We start from the raw sequence: 19,184 nt of genomic DNA, 5'->3' as shown, positions 1-19,184 counted from the left end.
GGAACAGGAATGATAGGGACATGGCATGCGATTGTGGCAACGAAGATTGCCAAGTTGAAAATTACATTCAACATAGAAGCTACAAAAGGAGAGTATTCTTTATCAGCAGGAGTGGAATCCTTTCCAGTCACGTTGCAATTCGATCATGTTGCAGTGGAAGGCACTTGTCTACGGGCATCTGGAAAAGCGAAGTCCCTGCAGGAGGGAAATACCTCACTTGAACTGATATTTTCAAAAAATGCGTTTACAGGAACCCTTAGTCTCCCAACGTTCGGAACGCTGGTCTTGGTGGGGGAACAAGGCGCGGGGGCATCCTTGGCTGATTTGTTGGAGCAAAAATTGGTCAAGTATCGGAAGACTGAGGTCACGGAACGGACAGAGGAGAATATTGCGGCAGCTGTGGAGCATTTGCTCGGCCGGTTGTCCTTGCAAGAGAAAGTTGGGCAGATGAGCCAATGCTTGGCGTCGGACTTCTCGTTTGGGGAAGCGGTTGAGTCCGAAGTTCCAGAGAAGCTCGTTGCGGAGGGGAAGGCGGGTTCCATTCTCGGCGCTTTCGATATCAACCGTGTATTCGAACTACAGCGTATTGCTGTTGAGGAATCACCACATAACATTCCGTTATTCTTTAACGCCGATGTCATTCACGGCCATCAGACTATTTTTCCGGTTCCTCTCGCCTGGTCCTGCAGCTGGGACATCGAAGGAATCCGGCAAGCGTGTGCGATTGCGGCGAAAGAAGCTTCCGCCGCAGGCATCACCTATAATCATGGTCCTATGGTAGACATTACGCGTGATCCGAGATGGGGACGTGTTGTCGAAGGAGCAGGAGAAGACCCCTATTTGGGCGCCCGGATTGCAGAAGCACAAGTTAGAGGCTTTCAAGGCAACTCCTTGTTGGATCAAGAGACGATGATTGCTTGCTTAAAGCATTTTATCGCTTATGGAGCTGCGGAAGGCGGTCGCGATTATAATACAGTCGATATCTCGGAAGGGACACTAAGGAATGTTCATTTGCCACCATTCCAAGCGGGAATCCAGGCCGGAGCTGGCTCGGTCATGAATGCATTCAATATTTATCAAGGAGTTCCGGCAGCTGGAAGTAAGTTTCTAATGAAGGATTTGCTCCGGGGCGAGCTCAGCTTCGATGGCATCCTGCTTTCCGATTATGGAGCTATCGAAGAAATCTCGATTCATGGCTGCGCCGAAGATGACGCTGAAGCCGCCCGCATGGCGCTTGATGCAACGATGGATATCGAGATGGTGACCCGCGCATTTGCTAATCAATTACCGAAATTGATCGAGGATGGCATCGTGAAAGAAGAGCAGTTGGATGAGGCAGTTCGGCGTATTCTTACCTACAAATATAAAATCGGCATTATGGATGATCCATTCCGGTATATCCAGCCGAAGAAAGCGCTAGAGTGTCAATTCTCGGAGGAGCATCTGCTGGAGAGCAGAGCGCTTGCACGGAAATCGATCGTGCTGCTCAAGAACGACGGGGCTCTTCCATTTAATGCTAATTCTGGTACGGTTGCGTTGATCGGTCCGTTCGCAAGAAGCAAGGATCTGCTGGGCACGTGGCAATTCTCGAGACATGGGAATGCAACGGTCACGCTGGAACAAGGTGTAACAGAAGCCGTTAGCGGAAGACGGGTGCTAATTGCTGACGGATGCGCAGTTGACCAGCCCATTGACGGCGGTTATGAGGCTGCGCTGCGTGTTGCCGAAGAAGCGGATGTAGTCGTATTGGCGTTGGGGGAATCCAGCCGAATGAGCGGAGAAGCCGCTTCCCGTATGGATATTGGACTTCCGGAAGTTCAATTGAAGCTGGCGGAAGAGATTTCGAAGCTCGGCAAGCCTACTGTGCTCGTCTTAACGAACGGGCGACCTTTGATACTGGACTGGTTCGAACGTCATGCCAATGCGATCGTAGAGACCTGGTTTCTAGGTTCCCAAGCTGGACATGCCATCGCCGATGTTTTATTCGGAAAGTATAATCCTTCGGGGAAACTGACAATGAGTTTCCCGGTGAATGCAGGTCAAATTCCAGTCTACTATAATCATTTCAATACGGGAAGGCCAGCTTCGCAAGATAAGCACTTCAGTTCCAAATATTTGGACGGTTCCAACGATCCACTGTATCCGTTCGGTTTCGGGCTAAGCTATACGACCTTCGGTTATTCGGAGATTGAACTGGACAGGCATGTAATGAAGCGAACAGACTGCCTGACAGTAAAAGTAACAGTTGCAAATACGGGGCAGGTTCAGGGGGAAGAAATCGTTCAGTTGTACATTCAGGATCTCTACGGCAGCGTCGTCCGTCCGGTCAAGGAGCTGAAGGGCTTCGAAAAGGTACGCTTATCCCCAGGCGAAAGCAGAGAAATTCAATTTTTAATTACGGAAGAGGATCTGAAGTATTATGCCGCCGATTTGACCTTCAAAGCGGAAGCTGGCGATTTCAAGATCTATGTGGGTTCGAATTCCAGGGATGTTCAAGAGGCGAGTTTTCGGCTGGAATAGGTGACACCAATGTTTGGATTATGCTATCTAGAGTTAAGAATGCGTTATATCGATATAATGAAAGCGGTTTTATAATTGGAATATAAAGAAGAAAACAACTACGGGGGGATCGGTATGAAACACACAAGAAAGAAGTTGTCAGTATTACTAGTAGCAGTGCTCATGTTGGGTATGTTGGCGGCTTGCTCTGGACAAGACAATAATTCGGGAGCAGCAGGTTCGGAGAGCACGGGCGGCGCGGAGTTAAAGATTGTAAACGGCAAGATCGAGCCTCCTGTCACCATAAAAACCATCAGAGCAGAAGATCCAACCGGTAGCTTCAGAGAAGGAGAGAGTTGGTCTGATAATGTACACACACGTTGGGCGAGAGACACACTTGGAGTCAACATTGAAACCTCATGGGGATCTTCCATGGCAGATGGATCATACAACACGAAGTTAAAGCTCATGCTTTCTTCTAATGATACGTTACCGGATGTATTCGTTGTCCATGATAAAAACGTTGCTAACATGTTTATAGAATCCGGCAAGGTGTTAGATGCGGGGGCTGCTTTTGAGAAGTATGCCTCTCCTGTCTGGAAAGCAGCGATGGCTGAGAATGAAGCGGCATGGCTGCCGTTTACCAGAGACGGACAAAAATTCGGCATTCCGATCATCAGCAATTCGATGGGCAGCCAATCTGCGATGTGGATTCGTCAAGATTGGTTGGACAAATTGAATTTGAAGGCTCCCACGACTGTTGAGGAATTGGAACAAGTCATGGATGCATTCGCGAATCAAGACCCTGACGGCAATGGTCAGAAGGATTCAGTTGCGTTGGCGTTTGGGATGAAGGATAAAATTACCGCTTATCCCATCGGAGATGCGTCCTGGCTATATGGATTATTCGGTGCGATTCCTGAGAGATGGTATCCGGGAGAAGACGGCAAGCTTCAATATGGATCTGTTCAACCCGGTGTGAAGACAGCCCTTGTGAAGCTGAAGGAATGGAAAGACAAAGGTTATATTGCAAACGATGTTGCGCTTCATGATATGAATAAAATGGTGGAAATGGTTGCATCAGGGAAAGTAGGGATCGTTGGCGGTCAAAGCTGGTTTATGACTTATCCGGGAGCACTGGGGCTTTCCTCAAATCCGAACGCAATGTTCACCTCGTTCCCGATCCCTAAAGGGGTCGATGGTACGAATATGAGAGCTGTCAGTGATCCTTATAACGGTGTTATCTTGATTAGTAAGGATATTTCGGATGAAGCTCTTCAAGCATTGTTCCATTATCAGAATAAGATGTTTTCCGCTTATGAAAGCGATGATCCGTTTATCTTCAAAGGTTATCAAGAGGGTTATGACTATGTAATCAAAGATGGAAAGGCTATCTCCGATACTAAGGAAATTCCCGGTGGCAAGATCGGGACAGACAAGTATACGCTGACCGGCGGATATGCCATGTATCCTTCTAAAATGTTAGCGGTTGATCTTAAATTGGCAAAAGGTGAAACGCTGACCAATAATGACCTTGCAGTTATGGCAAATGTCGGGATCGTGTCGGGTGATATTAGTCCATTGGACAGGACTACAAGAAAGGCATTACTTGTGATTTCTGAACAAACATCCGCGGATGTACCGGATTATTTCCAGGGTCCAACTACAGACACGATGTTATCCAGAAACGAGCTGCTTAAGAAGCTTCAGATGGACGTATATACGGAAATTCTGTATGGGAAGAAGCCGATTGAAGCGTTCGATGAATTCGTGAATAAGTGGAAATCCTCCGGTGGGGATGAAATCACGAAGGAAGTTAACGAATGGTACGATTCAGTTAAGTAATGCGGTACAACGGCCTTGGTTAAGAATTCCAAGGCCGTTTGAATTGCATTGAGCCAACATATTAAGATTGGACTAATCTACGTTACGATCCCAAAAAATTGAAAAGGAGCAAAATGGAATGGAGAGAGAAATTCCTGCTGTCATAACACAAAGTGATGTTTTCTTTGATATAGATGAGGTTGATGGACAAATTTCCATGTTCGACCGGAGCTTTGCGGGAAGCATAGTGCTTCCGCTCAGCAAGAAAATGGATGATACCATAAAGGGTAAAGTCACTGTGAACGATATCGAGCTGGGCAGGGTCTGGTTGCGGACGTTCACACAATTCAAAAACACACAAGTGCTCGGGTTGCCTGTACGCCACATCATGCGGGAGTATGGGCGGGCGTATAAGGTTCTAGTTGAGGGATTCGTTGACATGTCAGGAGTCATGATGGAACCGCAAGAGATCACCGTTACGACTCTGCCCCGTAAAGAACCCGTGTCTGGATATGAAGAGCATGATCAAGTGGCGTTGGAAGCCGCCAGAGAGGGCATTGTGCTACTGAAGAACGAAGGCAATATTCTTCCACTGAGCAAAGGTGAGCAGCTGAATGTGTTCGGCACAGGCTTGTTTGATTTTCGCACGGGTGCTGTAGGCGCGGGCAAAATTAACCCTCGATACCTGATCAACATGATTCGGGCTATTGAGGAGCACAGCGAGTTCACCTTAAACTCCGAGGTTCAAGCATTATATATGAACGGAACGGAAACGGTACCATCTCAGGAGATGCTGGAAGCTGCCTGTCGCAAATCTAAAACTGCTTTGATCGTGATCTCCAGGAGATCCGGAGAAAATCTGGACAACAGTGCCATCCAGGGCGAGTATTACTTGTCTTCCGAGGAGGAGGCAATGATTAGCGCTGTTTCCAGCACCTTTGAACAAACCGTTGCCATTGTGAATTCAGGATATCCGATGGATATGACCTGGGTGGAGAAATATAACATCAAGGCGCTGATCAACTGCGGGTTTGCCGGGATGTTCGGCGGGCTGGCTCTGGTGGAAATTCTTGATGGAAGAGTCAACCCTTCGGCCAAGCTACCGGATACGTGGAGCTATGACTATTATGACCATCCGGCAAGCCGAAATTTCTATGATACCGTAGATGGGAAGCCGTTTCTGAACAGCAGCTCGCCTCAATTTGTTGACACGTATTATGAGGAGGATATTTACGTAGGATACCGCTATTTCGAGACGTTCCAGAAAGCAGTAGCCTATCCCTTCGGATTTGGGCTGAGTTATACGACCTTCGGCCTGAATATTACCAGCTTTGAGCATGATGATGAGGGGACGACACTGAATCTTCAGGTTAAGAATACAGGAAATACTGCAGGTAAAGAGGTTGTCCAGGTATACGCCGAGGAGCCGGACGGGGAGCTGGAGAAGCCGTCCCGAAAGCTGGTTGCTTTTGCCAAGACGGAGACCTTGCAGCCGGGCGAAACGCAGGAGATCACTTGTACTATTCCTACTCTGCGTTATGCTTCGTACGACTCGGATGCGGCTTCCTGGCTGATGGAGCAAGGCCGCTATATAATCTGGGCGGGTACTTCGGTGAAGCATGTGCAAAGAGCCGGGGATTTCCAGCTTTCTGAAGACCGTACGCTGAAGAAAGTCGTTAATCGCATGGTCCCGCCCGTTCCTATTCAGACGCTTTCCAAGCTTGATCCCGAAGCGACCTATCCCCAAGGGGCCCTCTCCGGGTTCAAGCCGGAAGCGACAGAGCTTGCGCCGAAGGCGAATCGCCCGAAATATCAAGATAAGTCATCCATTTCCGCGGAAACACCGGACACCATTGTTAAATTTACGGATGTGATGGAGCAACCGGAACGGCTGTACAGCTTTGTGAAGCAGCTTTCCGTCGAGGAGTTGGCACGATTGTCCGTGTGCGGATCTAGCGGCTGGGGTATGCATGAGAAGGGCGAAGCGGGAAGAGTATTCCTGCTCGACCGCTACGATATGAAGCCTTTTGTCGTAGCTGACGGCAACAGCGGGGTGAACCTGAAAAAACCGAATATCGGGATGCCGACCAGTACCGTTGTATGCTCTTCTTGGAATACGAAATTGTCCTATGAAGTAGCCAGAGTTATTGCCGAGGAAGCCACGGAAAATAACATTCATATGATTCTCGCTCCGGGGATGAATATTCACCGTAATCCGCTCAACGGCCGTCACCCAGAGTATTTCTCCGAAGATCCGTACCTTACGGGCATAATGGCCGGTTATTTCAGCAAGGGTCTGGAGGAGAACGGGGTATCCAGTTGTTTGAAGCATATTGTTGCGAACAACTGCGAGACGGTCCGCAACCGCAATCACAGCTTGATGACGGAGCGCGCACTAAGAGAAATCTATCTGAAAGCATTCGAGGTGGCACTCGAAGTGCATCAGCCGGATTCCATCATGACCGGTTATAACGCTGTGAACGGCGTGTTTGCAGCGGCCGACGAAGAGATGATTCAAGGCATCTTCCGGGAAGAACTCGGATTTGACGGGTATGTCATGACAGATTGGGGTTCATACGAAACCGCAGATATTGTCGAAGCTGTGCAGGCGGGGAATTGCTGGATGACTCCGGGAACAAACGACGACACGTATGTTCTCCCTATTGTGAATGGCGTGAAAGAAGGAAGAATTGATCGGACCCGTCTGGAGAAGAATGTGTGGTATCTTCTCAAAGTCGTTCTGAAGAGAGCGCAAGACTAAGGAATAAAACAACTTATCAGAAAAGAGGAGAAGAATATGGGGAGAAATATCCGTGAAATCGTGGCACAGCTGACGCTTGAAGAGAAGGCGGGACTGTGCTCAGGCGAGACGTTCTGGACAACGAAGGCCGTCGAGCGTCTTGGCATTCCTTCAATTATGATGACGGACGGGCCGCATGGTATTCGGAAGCAGGCAGGCGCGGTCGATCATCTCGGACTGAACAAAAGCGTGCCGGCGACCTGCTACCCTTCGGCGGTCGGATTAGCAAGCTCATGGAACCGGGATTTGATTCGGAGCGTTGGCGAAGCGTTGGGGAAGGAAGCTCAGGCAGAAGGTGTCTCGATTCTGCTGGGTCCGGGCGCGAATATCAAGCGTTCGCCGCTGTGTGGTCGGAATTTTGAGTACTTCTCCGAAGATCCACATCTGACCGGCGAACTGGCGGCTGCGCATATTGAAGGCGTACAAAGTCAGGGAATCGGGTCGTCGATCAAACATTTCGCCGTGAACAACCAAGAGCACCGCCGCATGACGACGGATGCGACCGTCGACGAACGGACACTTCGGGAAATTTATTTGACCGGATTTGAGATCGCTGTGAAGAAAGCTCAGCCCTGGACCGTCATGTCTGCATACAACCGTTTGAATGGAAGCTATTGCTCCGAGAATGAGACATTATTGACGTCTATCTTGAAGGAAGAATGGGGTCACGAAGGCATCGTGGTATCGGATTGGGGCGCTGTGAACGAAGCGGCTGCGAGCGTAGCAGCCGGTATGGAGCTGGAGATGCCGTCGAGCCATGGAATTGGTCAGAAGAAGATCGTATCGGCAGTGGAAAACGGGCAACTCTCTGAAGAAGTTTTGAATCGGTCGGTGGAGCGGTTGTTGACTGTCATTTTCAAGGCTGTGGATCAGAAGCAATCTGATGCAGCATACGATAAAGAGGATCACCACCAGCTTGCGCGTGAAGTCGCGCGGGAGACGATGGTGCTGCTGAAGAATGAGGAGCAGTTGCTGCCTCTGGCGAAGACGGGCAAGATTGCGCTGATTGGCGCATTGTCGGAGCGAGTGCGTTATCAGGGAGGCGGAAGCTCTCATGTGAATCCGACCAAGCTTGATTCTATTCAGGAGGAGATTCGGAAGGCAGCGGGCGAGGAAGCCGAAATCATTTACGCACAAGGCTACGATCTGGATGGCGACGAGAACGACATAGCTTTGTTAAACGAAGCAATGCGGATCGCAAGCGAAGCGCATACCGTTGTTTTGTTCGTAGGATTGCCCGACCGATATGAATCGGAGGGTTACGACCGGACGCACCTGGATTTGCCGGCGAATCAATGCCACCTGATTGAACAAATCGCTTCTGTTCAGCCCAACATTGTGGTGGTGCTGAGCAATGGAGCCCCGGTGGTCATGCCGTGGCTCGGTTGTGTAAAGGCTGTACTGGAAGCATACTTGGGCGGACAAGCACTGGGCGGCGCAATCGCTGACCTGTTGTTCGGAGATACGAATCCGAGCGGAAAGCTGGCGGAGACGTTCCCGAAACATGTGAAGCATAACCCGTCCCATCCTTTCTTTCCTGGGGAAAGGGATCGCGTGGAGTATCGAGAAGGACTGTTCGTCGGATATCGGTATTATGAAGCGAAGGAGATCGAGCCACTCTTCCCGTTCGGTTACGGCTTGAGCTATACAACGTTCGAATATAGCAATCTGGAGCTGGACTCACCAGAGATCACGGACCGGGATACGCTGCAAGTCAGCCTGGACGTGAAGAATACGGGCAGCCGCCCCGGCAAGGAAACCGTTCAGCTGTACGTGCGTGATGTGGCATCCAGCGTTATTCGTCCGGAGAAAGAGCTGAAGGGCTTCGAGAAGGTTGAACTGGCGCCGGGTGAGACGATAACGGTAACATTCACGCTGGACAAACGCAGCTTCGCATATTACAACGTCGACCTGAGCGATTGGCACGTAGAATCGGGCGAGTTCGAGCTGTTAATCGGCAGTTCCTCTCAGGATATAACACTCCGGGCTTCGGTGACGGTTCGGTCGACGCAAGAAATTGTCACGGCAATCCACCGGAACACGACGATTGGCGAGCTGATGGCGAATCCGAAGACTGCCCCGATTCTGCAACAGCTGAGAGACAAGCGGCCTGAACTTGCACCGTCCGACGCCGTTTCGTCCGAGATGATGGCTGCCATGATCCGGGATCTGCCGCTGCGTACGTTCCTGTCCCTTGTCGGAGGAGCGATGACCGAGGATAAGTTGCCCAAGTTGCTTGACCAACTTAATCAGGCAGTAGGCTTTGAACAATAGGTTATTTGCGTCTCGCTATAGATAGATTTAACAAAAAAACAATGAAATAGCCCATTCCCTCCGCGTATGTCCGTCATACAGTATAGAATGCCTAATACAGAAGCGCTGTATAACGATCTATTACGTAGGGAGTGGGATGCGTGAAAACAAACACCAAAACAAAATTAACAGGATGTGGAATGGAACAGTACATGGATCAAGCCATCTCATGCTGCTAAAAATATCGCACTCGTTCGTCAAACGCGCAAAAAATTACAGCCGTACATCGTAGGTTCATACATTAACGTTCCAGACCAGGGCATCCAAAATTCAGGGCCGGTATACTATGGGGCCAACTACGCGAGATTACGCCGGGTGAAGGCCAAATATGACCCGAAAAATGTGTTCAACAATCCGCAAAGCATCCCTCCGGCACGTGGCCTGAAGTGATGTGATTTGCTGAGAAGATATGCGTGATCCATGAAAAAGGAGCCGCTTCTGCGGCTCCCTGCGCATTGATTCAGGGTTCTCTTAGATATCTGCTTGCAGGTCTTGTGAAACTGAAAGCGGATATCGCTTAAGATCGACAGTTGTTGATCGTTACTTCTTTTGACTTGCCAGCCACTCCATAAGGGCTACGGCTTTGCCTTTGATTTTAACAGGTTTGCCGTCGAAGTCCTTGGAGATGTCATTGTTCAACACAGGTATCCAGGACCAATGTCCATTGTATTCATATGGAGCGTTATCACCATTCCCTTTGGTATACAATCCACTCATATCCAGCACCTTATCAAAGTAGGAATAATGAACATGCTTGGCTCCTGCCGCAATCAATCGTTTGTAGGTAGCCGTTGAAGTCTTGGATGTATCGACGGTCTGGTCCGCGCCTGCAGCGGTAAACCAGATCGGAATGTTTTTCAGTTTGGCGATATCCTGTTTGGTTAACAAGGAATCATCATATGCTTCTGCCGAAGGATAAGCTGCTGCGAAATAATCCGGGTTGGCAAGTAGCATATTCAAGGTCATAAATCCGCCGTTGGAACAGCCGCCAAGGTAGATGCGATCTGTATCAATGTCTGCTGCGTGCTGCTTGACATATTGTTTAATCAGAGCTGTTAATGATCCGGTGTACATACTCTTTCCGTCTTTCGTATATTGTCCTGTGCCGTCATTCATCCAGAATGTAGGCGTCTGCGGCACCAATACAGCGGCATCGCCAAAATATTTCTGGATCGATTCATCAGCTAGTGCGGTTACTTTGTTACCGAGCAAGGCAATTCTTGGATCGGTTCCACCTTCACCCGCACCGTGCAGCCAGATGATCAATGGTTTTTTGTTGTTTGTTTCCGGCATATATGAAGCATAGGTCAGATTAATCTGACCGTACTTGGAGTCTTTGTAACTGAATTTTCCCGATAAATCAAACACGTCAACACCTTGTTCAATCATCGTATGTGGTGTATCTTTTCTTGTGGTTAAATGCTCGACGGCATTACCCATGGTATCCTGAAGGGATTTTTGCTGAATAATGGTATATTGAAGGTCTGCATATCGATTGGTAAACGTCTGAAGGTCGAATGTAAATGGGCTGGCTGTCATCAGATCTGGATGAACCTTCATCTCAATCGTAATATATTGTCCACTGGACATGGAGGTTTTATTGCCATCTTTGTCGGAAAGGTAGGCTCGTTCTATCGTTCTGCTACTGCTATCGGAGCCATCGTATTTTTGCTGTGTTTGAAAATTAATCATTGGATAACTTCGTTCTGCAAGAACTTTGAACGTGTCTGTGGTAAGTGTATTTCCTTGAATGGTTACGCCTGTATCCAGAATGATCTTGTACACACCCGGGCCCCAATCATAACCTTTGGTGACGAGGGAGTAGGAGAGAGGAGAACGTGATTCAGTAGTATTGTTTGCGCTTACATTAGTTGAGACGAGAAGAGTGGAAGTTAGAGCGAGAGCCAGGAAACCGGAGAGCAGTCCTTTTTTCATATTCATTAGCATATACCTCCAAAAGTGTTATGTATGTAGCCTTAATTATTGTACCATTTCAGGAGGAACATGGAAATGCTGTTGCCTTCTCCTGCTTTTTTGCAAGCAATTAAAGGCAGGTTATGAACAAAATGAAGAAGAACCGCCCGAAAGTCATCGTTAGATGATTTTCAAGGCGGTTCTTCTTACTAATATGATTATTGTTTAACAGCTTCTCCAGCAAAAACTTCAACGTTCATTGGTGCAGCCATGAATGCCGCAGCTTGTTGAACAAATGCCTGGAAGTGAGCACTTGAGTTGTGAGCAGCCGTTGCTGGCTCATCTTTCCACAGCTCAATCATGGTATAGCTTTGCTCACGTTCTGTGCTTTTAACCAGATCATAGCTGATGTTGCCTTCTTCTTGACGTGTTGCAGCGATCAGTTCTTTGGCAGCAGCCAGGAAAGCTTGTTCTTGAGCGGCTTGTACTTGCAAATGTGCGTGAATGATAATCATCGTTGTAACCTCCAGATCGTATTTTGCAAATTTGTCTAAAACGATTAGCGGTGCTGTATATCCTTTTGTAGAGAAAGTTAGAGCGTCTTAATTACAGAAGCAGTTAGAATCTGCTTATGCCCAAGTTGTGATTGTATCTACAGGCAGACGGTATGAAGGGTGTCCTTCTTTCGCAGATTTACCAATAGAGATCAGCATAACCGGTTGATAACGATCTTTGTCCATGCCAAATGTTTCTGCGATTTGGTCTTTCTCGTAACCACCAATTGGATTCGTATCATATCCATGTGCACGTGCAGCCAGCATCAATTGCATGGAAACGAGGCCAGCATCGATCAGGTTAACATCGCGCAAAGAGGAAGCAGGCATGTTATCATAATAAGGTTTAACGATTTTTACTTGTTGCTCTGCAATGTCTTTTGGCATAAATCCATGCTCAACAGCTTTGCCGAAAATTTCTTCCAAGTACTCGCCATTTTTCATATCGATGAACACACCGATCACAGCAGCGGAAGTAAGCACTTGATTTTGGTTGAATTTTGCAAGCGGTGCGAGCTTTTCTTTGCCTTCAGGTGTATCTACAACCAGGAAGCGCCAAGGCTGCATGTTTACAGAAGATGGAGCACGGGAAGCTTCTGCCAAAATTTCAGTCATTTCTTCACGGCTGATTTTCACTTCAGGGTCATACAATTTGACGGAACGACGGCCGTAGGTAATTTCGTTAAAATCATTGGTTTTTTGGAATTTGCTTTGTGTTGTAGTCATGGAAATCTCTCCTCTATATATGGTTATTAAAAATAAGGTTTAAAAATTGTTTTGCATTCGTTCCAAGAAATCGGCAAGTGCATGAATCTCGTCTTCACTGAAACCATCCAGAATCTGATGGATATAACTCGTTTTCTCTGTTTTATATCCTTCAATCTGTTTGCGGCCATGATCCGTCAGACGAACAAAGGTTACCCGATTATCCTCAGGGTTTTTGCGTCTTGTGACCATCTGGTCGGCTTCAAGTTGTTTCAGATGGCGAGTAATTGCAGCACTGTCGATGTTAATGATTTTCTGGAGCATGGACTGGTTAATCTCGTCAACCTGATCAAGCTCATGCAGAATTTCAAAGCGAGAGGAACTGATCCCGGTGCAGCGTTCAAATTTAGGACTGATTCTATTCCCCAGCACATTCAGCAGATTAATGATCTGCTCTTCTTTGGAAACCATACGTGTCATGACTAGACCTCCCGGGTGAATCCGAATCAACAACGGCGTATGTTAACAAATATTAAAGTTGCCAGTATACAATGCCATTGCTTCATGATTCTGTGGCTGCTCTCAATCGTTGATAGATCAATAGTTGATACCTCAATCATTGATGGCTCAATTAATATAACATGTCATTTTGGATAATGCAACAGGTTGGGGGAACATTAAAATAGATTTTTTTTGCTTCCCCAATCATGAGATATTCATACGAACCGAGTTTTTGTTTCTATAGGTTATCCCTAGATGTATGATTTAACTCTGTATGTATTTCATTGAGAATTATTATCATTTAATTTATAATTATAAGGGAAAAGTGAGCCTGCCGGATCAGTGAACATTCACCCACCGGAATGAGTTGTTTATGAAGTCGCAGTATGGAGTTGGAAGGGGGGAACTGAAGGAAATATGAATTTGGATGATCATCTTCTGCTCTGGAATCATGTATTTATTAAAATATTGGATGTACGTGCACATGCGTTAAGGCCTGGTGAAAGGCTATGCAACTATGCTTTGCCAGCCAGTACATATCTATATTTCGTTGAAGGAAGTGCGCAGGTCAGCATGGATGGGCAAAGCTATATTATGGATGGATTTCATGTTGTTCACGGAGGAAAGTTGGCGTGTTTGGATATAGAGACCAAGTTCGGTGTGCAGTACTTTATCATTTTGTACAAAGCTATCCTCGCTTTACCTTGTCGTACAGAAATTCAGCTATTAATGGAACATCAGCGACCATTTCAGGATCAGTATGCACTGATTCCCTCGAAGCCGCTTGATCTGTACCGATGGATAGATAGAATGCAATCCGAGTGGCAACAATCCAGTAAACTCGCAAGGATTCAAGTCCGAACTTTGTTTTATCAATGGGTGTGTACCCTTCTTGAAGACCTGTACCAGCAATCCATTCTGCCACATAAGCAGGACGTGGTCACAAGGGCAATGGATTATATGAATACGCATTTACATGAGTCCGTAGCGCTTGACGTTATGGCAGAAGAGATGGAATGCAGTGCAGGACACTTGTCACGTCTGTTCAAACAAAAACTAAACGTCAGCCCTATTCAATATTTAACGCAAAAGCGTGTAGAGAGAGCCGCTCATCTACTGATTCATACGGATGTGACGTTACAGCAAATTGCAGAAGAAGTCGGATATCCAGACGCACATTCCCTTAGTCGTAGCTTTAAGAAAATCAATGGTATTTCACCCATTCGTTATAAAAAGGGACTAAAAGAGAAACATAAGCAAGATTTGCCACGTTTCATGCGAGAAAATGCCCTTCTAGCGTTATATTTCCATGGATATAATGATATTGATTATCAATATCAGAGAGATCATGGAGGGGAATTAGTTATGCAAGTAAAATTCAAAGTGACAGCATTGTCAATGTTGCTGTGTCTAACGCTGTTTCTCACAGCCTGTTCCAGTAATGTACCAACAGCCAACGGAGGACAATCCAAAAGCAGCCCGGCCGCTGCCCAGACGGATAAACCGACATCGTCGGAATCAGGGAAATCGGCAGGACAAGCAGAGACACGCACGGTATCTACATTGAAAGGTGATGTCGTGATTCCAGCGAATCCGCAACGTGTTGCTTCGGATCAATATATGGGGTATCTATTGAAGCTCGGAATCGTACCAGCAGGTGTCAGAACATTTATGCTGAATGAGTCGTGGATTGATAAGTCGGGCATATCACCCGATATCATCGCCGGTATTCAAGACCTCGGCGGAGAGTTCCCGATGAATCTGGAGAAGCTGGTGGCACTGGAGCCGGATCTGATTATTGGTTCCATTGATAAAAATGTGGAGGATTACGAGAAAATTGCAACGACAGTCTTTTTACCGTATTGGGAGGGGGAGACTACTTCAGGGCCGCTGGAGAAATTACGCCGGATTGCAGGTGTTTTCGGGAAAGAGGAAGAAGCGGAACAATGGATTACAGATTACTATGCCAAGGTGGATGAGGCTAAGAAACAGATTGACGGCGTTATTAAAGAAGGAGAAACCGTGTCCATCGTACAGATTGGGAATAAGTCTATGTACGTTATGGCTGCAGAAGGCGGTAACTATGGCAGTTCAACGATCTATGAGATGCTGAAGCTGCCACCAACGAAGCAGGCTAAGGAGATGAAAGAAGGATTCGAGAATATTTCTTTGGAAGTGCTGTCTGAATACATGGGTGATCATATTTTTGTATATGGTTCCAAGGATGACGGGGCAAGTGACGTATTAAACAGTGAGGTGTGGAAACATCTGCCGGCTGTGAAGAACGGACAGGTCTATGCATATGGTTCCTTTGGGGATAAGGGCGATGAGTTTGTAATGGAAGACCCATATTCGCTGGAATTACAGCTGGGAACGATCACAAATCTGCTAGTACAGGGCAAAAAATAAAGTTTATATCTGGTGAGAAGCAAGGTTTTATCATAAGGAAAGGGGGCTATCATGGAAACTAATGATTGGATTAGAAGAATGAAGCAACAATATCTCTCTTCTGTACACATCTGTCGTTATGCTGGCATTCCAGGGCAAATACAACACAGGGTATGGGAAAGGTTCGCCGTGTGTAGAGTAACTGATGGCAGAGGGACTTTGATGATCGATAATGTGATGTATACCGTTTCTCGTGACGATTGGTTTATATTGAGTCCAGGAATGCATGTGGAATTACAGACGGATATGGAAGCCATTCTTCGATATCAGATGATCTTATTTTCCGGTGTAGGACTTGTTCGAACACAGAATGTTTGGCGCACACAGGAATTCGATTTTCCTTTTACGGGCAAGCTTCAACTTTCTCCCAACAGGCGAGATATTCAGGAAATGATGGATCGATTAATCTATAAAAACCACACTGTATCCAGGTTGGAGAACACAGCCAAGAAACATCTTTTACACCAGTTGTTGATTCGGTTATTGACTTGTGTGGAAGTAATCGCTAAACCTCAGGCAGGAATGGATCTGGCAATGGATTATATGACTCGCCATTATATGAAGGAGATCCGAATGGATGAGATGGCGCGCATGGCGGGACTTAGTGTGAATCATTTTATAAGAACATTCAAACGTCAATTTAGGCTGACACCGATGGATTATATCCTGAAACAACGGATGGCGAAGGCCAAACAGCTATTGTTTTCAACAGACAAAATCAAGGAAATCGCGGAGCAAGTTGGATATAGAGATGAGCACTATTTCAGCAGGGTATTTAAGAAAAATGAAGGTATTGCACCAACATTTTATATGAAAAACAAAGTTAGTCGTATTGCCACCTTGTACTATGGTCTGGATGATGTTGTATTTACGCTCGGGTTAAAGCCTGTGTCTGCATTGTCCTATGATCAGAGAGTGACTCGTTCTGTGCAAATGCCTACACGCCAAGTAGATTCTCCCCAAGGACTTATTCTGGATAGTTCCGGTCAGCATTATGATCAATTGAGGGAATTACAGCCGGATCTGATTATCACGAGTGATCGTATGGAGCCGAATGAATCTCTGCAACACATCGCGCCAACGGCTATTCTTAAACACACGAATCAAGTTGGGGAAAGTCTGCTGTATGTGGCGGACATCATGGGACGCAATGAACATGCTATTCACTGGATAGAACAGCATGCGGAATTAAGCCGTGTTCTTCAAGCACGTATTCATTCCCAATGGGGGAAACAGACGGCGATGTTTATCCGAGTGTGCTCCGAATTTTCTCGAATGTATGGTCTCCATAACCAGACGGGTGCCCTATTATATGAAGATTTGGGGTTCCGGATCCCTGGGCATTACCCGAACGAGCAATGGGCAGTGGAGATGAATATCCACGATGTGCAGCTATACAATGCGGATCATCTTTTTGTTATGGTGGATCCTACGAAAGAAGCGCATGCTCAATTACAACAGTTGCAGATGTCTGGTGGATGGTTGGCATCCAAGGCGGTGCAGGAAGGGCATGTTTATGATGCGGGCGATATTTTTTTCAAAACGTTGGGTCCAACCGGACGTTTAGGCGCGATGCGGTATGTAGCCGAGAAACTTGGTGTTACCGTAGGGTGATATTTTACAAATGAAGAGAGTGGAATAATCCATGGAAAGCTACTTCGCTTTTCCCTACCATAATGATAATGATTATTATTATTAAGTGGAGAAGGGGAATGACAATAAATGATAAGACAGAGAACATTTCATATGATCCTGTTGTCCCTGTTCGTGCTCGTTCTAGCAGCATGTGGCAAGATAACAACGGAACCAACAAATGGAGCGTCTCCGAAACAGGACACAACGCTTGAAGAGAAGGGCACACAAACGGTTAAACATCTGAAGGGGACTTCGGTTGTACCGCAGAAAATAGAGCGTATGGTTGTATTATCCGCTGCGTACATTGATCACATGCTCACCATTGGTGAGAAACCTGCGGGCGTTAATGTGGAAGTTCGCTATGGTGGAGATTACTTGCCTTATCTGGCAGATCAGCTTCAGGGTGTTCCGACGGTAGGCTCAGCAGATAACCCCAACCTTGAAGCCATTGTTCAGATTGATCCGGATGTCATTGTGATTGAGAGTCGTACTGCCGAAAATGCATATGATCAGTTGGAAAAAATTGCGCCTACGATTGTATTAGGTGACGACTGGATGAACTATAAGGACGATACAACGTATTGGACTCAGGATCTACTGACCATTGCTGGAATGTACAACAAGGTTGAACTGGCCAAAGAAAAGATTGCCGATGTACAGGAGCAAGCAGATCAGCTCAAAGCTAAAATTGAACAACTGGATCAGAAGAAACTGGCTTATCTGCGAGTAAGGGAGAAGAATCTGCAGATCTATGCGGCAAAAGGTCATCCGACCAATATACTTTTGTATCATGATCTTGGATTTGTACCGACTGCGGTGACACCTGCCGAACAACGTGAGGATCTGTCCATGGAGAAAATATCGGATATCGACGCAGATTTTGTTGTACTGGAAGTTGATCCAAATGCCCAGGATTATTTAGGCAAGATGAAAGAAAGCTCACTTTGGAAGAACGTTCCGGCGGTTGGAGCTAATCGAGTGTATCAAACCGACTCTTTCTGGCTGTTTAAAGGTTGGGGAGCTATTGGACGAAGCGAAATAATAAATGAAATTAAAGATATGATTCAATAAATGGTACATTATTCAGGGCATGACCGATCAGAGATGTTGGGAGTGTTGGAAACTTCTTTTGTGACGAGCATTCGTGAGGCAAATGAAGTCTCCAAGTATGCGTTTATGGTCAGAGATCTTTTGCTTGAAGAGAAGAGAGACCAGATATTGTGCGAACAAGCCGTACAACAAGGACTGGAGCTCGGCGGTGCAGGAAGTGTAGCGGTCGGAACACTTTTTGCCAAGCGGTATTCCGTATGGGTAATGGCTGTCATCTCAGCTTGCAGTTTATACGATACTATCCTGAACATTGAGGAAGATATCGTCCGATTTGAATTAAATGGAACAGGCAGAATGCGCTATGAGACCCAGCTGGAGATAGGGCAAGCACTGGTCAACAAGAGGATACAGGGGCCTGAAATGACCCCGTCAAGTGAAGTTCTGGTTCAGCGAAAGACGGAAATCAGTTTGCTTCGGGACCGTTTGCAGCTTCATTTGAAACGTGTGTTTCAATCAGTTGCTACGGCAACGGGAGCAAATATCAGAGTAATGAATGCACTGGTTGCCCATAATGTGCAACAATTGATTGCACGAATAATCAATGATAGTGAGATATGGAAAACGGATAAGCGACTTGATCTCATTAAAGATGATGCGATTATATGGCTAGAGGAGTCAAAGGATAATCCATTTTACACTCGTTTGCAGCGTTTTGAACATCCAGAGTTGCAGGGGCCGCCGTTTCTAATTCGTCGGTATTGCTGTCTGGCTTATCAAGTGGGTAGTGGAAGTTCCGCCCATGGCTATTGCAACAGTTGTCCAAAATTAGATTCAGAAACACGACAGCGGATGCTTTTCGTATGAATGAACAAGTGAATTTGTTATTTTTATGCTGAATGACAATAAAGCAGCCTCGAACTTCCAATGCTTGATCTGAACTC

At 46.6% G+C, this 19,184-nt stretch carries 12 protein-coding genes and 1 pseudogene; 9 read left to right on the top strand and 4 right to left on the bottom strand.

Features of this window, described 5'->3' with window-relative positions:
• Positions 1–9 precede the first annotated feature (9 nt).
• The 5 genes and pseudogenes from bglX to ACR8BL_RS06870 form a co-directional block, all read left to right on the top strand.
• Positions 10–2,520 carry a beta-glucosidase BglX gene (gene bglX / locus ACR8BL_RS06890; RefSeq protein ID WP_434751911.1) on the top strand — a complete coding sequence of 837 codons (2,511 nt, stop codon included), beginning with the start codon at positions 10–12 and terminating at the stop codon, positions 2,518–2,520.
• A 114-nt stretch (positions 2,521–2,634) separates the two neighbouring features.
• Positions 2,635–4,344 carry a sugar ABC transporter gene (locus ACR8BL_RS06885; protein WP_434758336.1) on the top strand — a complete coding sequence of 570 codons (1,710 nt, stop codon included), beginning with the start codon at positions 2,635–2,637 and terminating at the stop codon, positions 4,342–4,344.
• A gap of 118 nt (positions 4,345–4,462) precedes the next feature.
• Positions 4,463–7,084 carry a glycoside hydrolase family 3 C-terminal domain-containing protein gene (locus ACR8BL_RS06880; protein ID WP_434751909.1) on the top strand — a complete coding sequence of 874 codons (2,622 nt, stop codon included), beginning with the start codon at positions 4,463–4,465 and terminating at the stop codon, positions 7,082–7,084.
• 36 nt (positions 7,085–7,120) lie between these two features.
• Complete coding sequence (locus tag ACR8BL_RS06875; protein ID WP_434751908.1) at positions 7,121–9,397, top strand: glycoside hydrolase family 3 C-terminal domain-containing protein; 2,277 nt, start codon at positions 7,121–7,123, stop codon at positions 9,395–9,397.
• Positions 9,398–9,571: 174 nt separating this feature from the next.
• Positions 9,572–9,826: pseudogene (locus ACR8BL_RS06870) on the top strand (BBE domain-containing protein); the annotation flags it as partial.
• 150 nt (positions 9,827–9,976) lie between these two features.
• On the opposite strand, the gene ACR8BL_RS06865 reads toward ACR8BL_RS06870, so the two are convergent.
• The 4 genes from ACR8BL_RS06865 to ACR8BL_RS06850 all read right to left on the bottom strand — a co-directional run bounded on the left by ACR8BL_RS06865 (position 9,977) and on the right by ACR8BL_RS06850 (position 13,089).
• On the bottom strand, positions 9,977–11,377 hold the full coding sequence (locus ACR8BL_RS06865; protein ID WP_434751907.1) for a prolyl oligopeptidase family serine peptidase: 1,401 nt from the start codon (positions 11,375–11,377) through the stop codon (positions 9,977–9,979).
• 191 nt (positions 11,378–11,568) lie between these two features.
• Complete coding sequence (locus ACR8BL_RS06860; protein WP_145329247.1) at positions 11,569–11,865, bottom strand: putative quinol monooxygenase; 297 nt, start codon at positions 11,863–11,865, stop codon at positions 11,569–11,571.
• A gap of 114 nt (positions 11,866–11,979) precedes the next feature.
• Positions 11,980–12,630, bottom strand: a complete 651-nt coding sequence (locus tag ACR8BL_RS06855) for a nitroreductase family protein (protein ID WP_434751906.1) — start codon at positions 12,628–12,630, stop codon at positions 11,980–11,982.
• 39 nt (positions 12,631–12,669) lie between these two features.
• On the bottom strand, positions 12,670–13,089 hold the full coding sequence (locus tag ACR8BL_RS06850; RefSeq protein WP_434751905.1) for a MarR family winged helix-turn-helix transcriptional regulator: 420 nt from the start codon (positions 13,087–13,089) through the stop codon (positions 12,670–12,672).
• 438 nt (positions 13,090–13,527) lie between these two features.
• Here ACR8BL_RS06850 and ACR8BL_RS06845 point away from each other — a divergent pair, with 438 nt between their 5' ends.
• From ACR8BL_RS06845 to ACR8BL_RS06830, 4 genes are all read left to right on the top strand, one after another.
• Positions 13,528–15,519 carry an ABC transporter substrate-binding protein gene (locus ACR8BL_RS06845; protein ID WP_434751904.1) on the top strand — a complete coding sequence of 664 codons (1,992 nt, stop codon included), beginning with the start codon at positions 13,528–13,530 and terminating at the stop codon, positions 15,517–15,519.
• Between the two features lie 51 nt (positions 15,520–15,570).
• A complete protein-coding gene (locus ACR8BL_RS06840) occupies positions 15,571–17,172 on the top strand; it encodes a helix-turn-helix domain-containing protein (RefSeq protein WP_434751903.1) in 1,602 nt (533 codons plus the stop codon).
• A gap of 108 nt (positions 17,173–17,280) precedes the next feature.
• The gene (locus tag ACR8BL_RS06835; RefSeq protein WP_434751902.1) at positions 17,281–18,264 is read left to right on the top strand and encodes an ABC transporter substrate-binding protein; all 984 of its coding nucleotides are present in this window, start codon (positions 17,281–17,283) and stop codon (positions 18,262–18,264) included.
• 33 nt (positions 18,265–18,297) lie between these two features.
• On the top strand, positions 18,298–19,107 hold the full coding sequence (locus ACR8BL_RS06830) for a hypothetical protein (RefSeq protein WP_434751901.1): 810 nt from the start codon (positions 18,298–18,300) through the stop codon (positions 19,105–19,107).
• Positions 19,108–19,184: the final 77 nt, after the last annotated feature.

Source organism: Paenibacillus amylolyticus (assembly GCF_051136285.1).
Lineage (GTDB): Bacteria > Bacillota > Bacilli > Paenibacillales > Paenibacillaceae > Paenibacillus > Paenibacillus amylolyticus_F.
The sequence above is the reverse complement of the archived record's forward strand: the minus strand, read 5'-3'. Positions and strand labels throughout refer to the sequence as shown.

Bases quoted from the DNA above. Each gene is read 5' to 3' on its own strand.
- bglX (WP_434751911.1), top strand. From the start codon at position 10: ATGATAGGGACATGGCATGCGATTGTGGCAACGAAGATTGCCAAGTTG.
- ACR8BL_RS06885 (WP_434758336.1), top strand. From the start codon at position 2,635: ATGAAACACACAAGAAAGAAGTTGTCAGTATTACTAGTAGCAGTGCTC.
- ACR8BL_RS06880 (WP_434751909.1), top strand. From the start codon at position 4,463: ATGGAGAGAGAAATTCCTGCTGTCATAACACAAAGTGATGTTTTCTTT.
- ACR8BL_RS06875 (WP_434751908.1), top strand. From the start codon at position 7,121: ATGGGGAGAAATATCCGTGAAATCGTGGCACAGCTGACGCTTGAAGAG.
- ACR8BL_RS06865 (WP_434751907.1), bottom strand. From the start codon at position 11,377: ATGAATATGAAAAAAGGACTGCTCTCCGGTTTCCTGGCTCTCGCTCTA.
- ACR8BL_RS06860 (WP_145329247.1), bottom strand. From the start codon at position 11,865: ATGATTATCATTCACGCACATTTGCAAGTACAAGCCGCTCAAGAACAA.
- ACR8BL_RS06855 (WP_434751906.1), bottom strand. From the start codon at position 12,630: ATGACTACAACACAAAGCAAATTCCAAAAAACCAATGATTTTAACGAA.
- ACR8BL_RS06850 (WP_434751905.1), bottom strand. From the start codon at position 13,089: ATGACACGTATGGTTTCCAAAGAAGAGCAGATCATTAATCTGCTGAAT.
- ACR8BL_RS06845 (WP_434751904.1), top strand. From the start codon at position 13,528: ATGAATTTGGATGATCATCTTCTGCTCTGGAATCATGTATTTATTAAA.
- ACR8BL_RS06840 (WP_434751903.1), top strand. From the start codon at position 15,571: ATGGAAACTAATGATTGGATTAGAAGAATGAAGCAACAATATCTCTCT.
- ACR8BL_RS06835 (WP_434751902.1), top strand. From the start codon at position 17,281: ATGATAAGACAGAGAACATTTCATATGATCCTGTTGTCCCTGTTCGTG.
- ACR8BL_RS06830 (WP_434751901.1), top strand. From the start codon at position 18,298: ATGTTGGGAGTGTTGGAAACTTCTTTTGTGACGAGCATTCGTGAGGCA.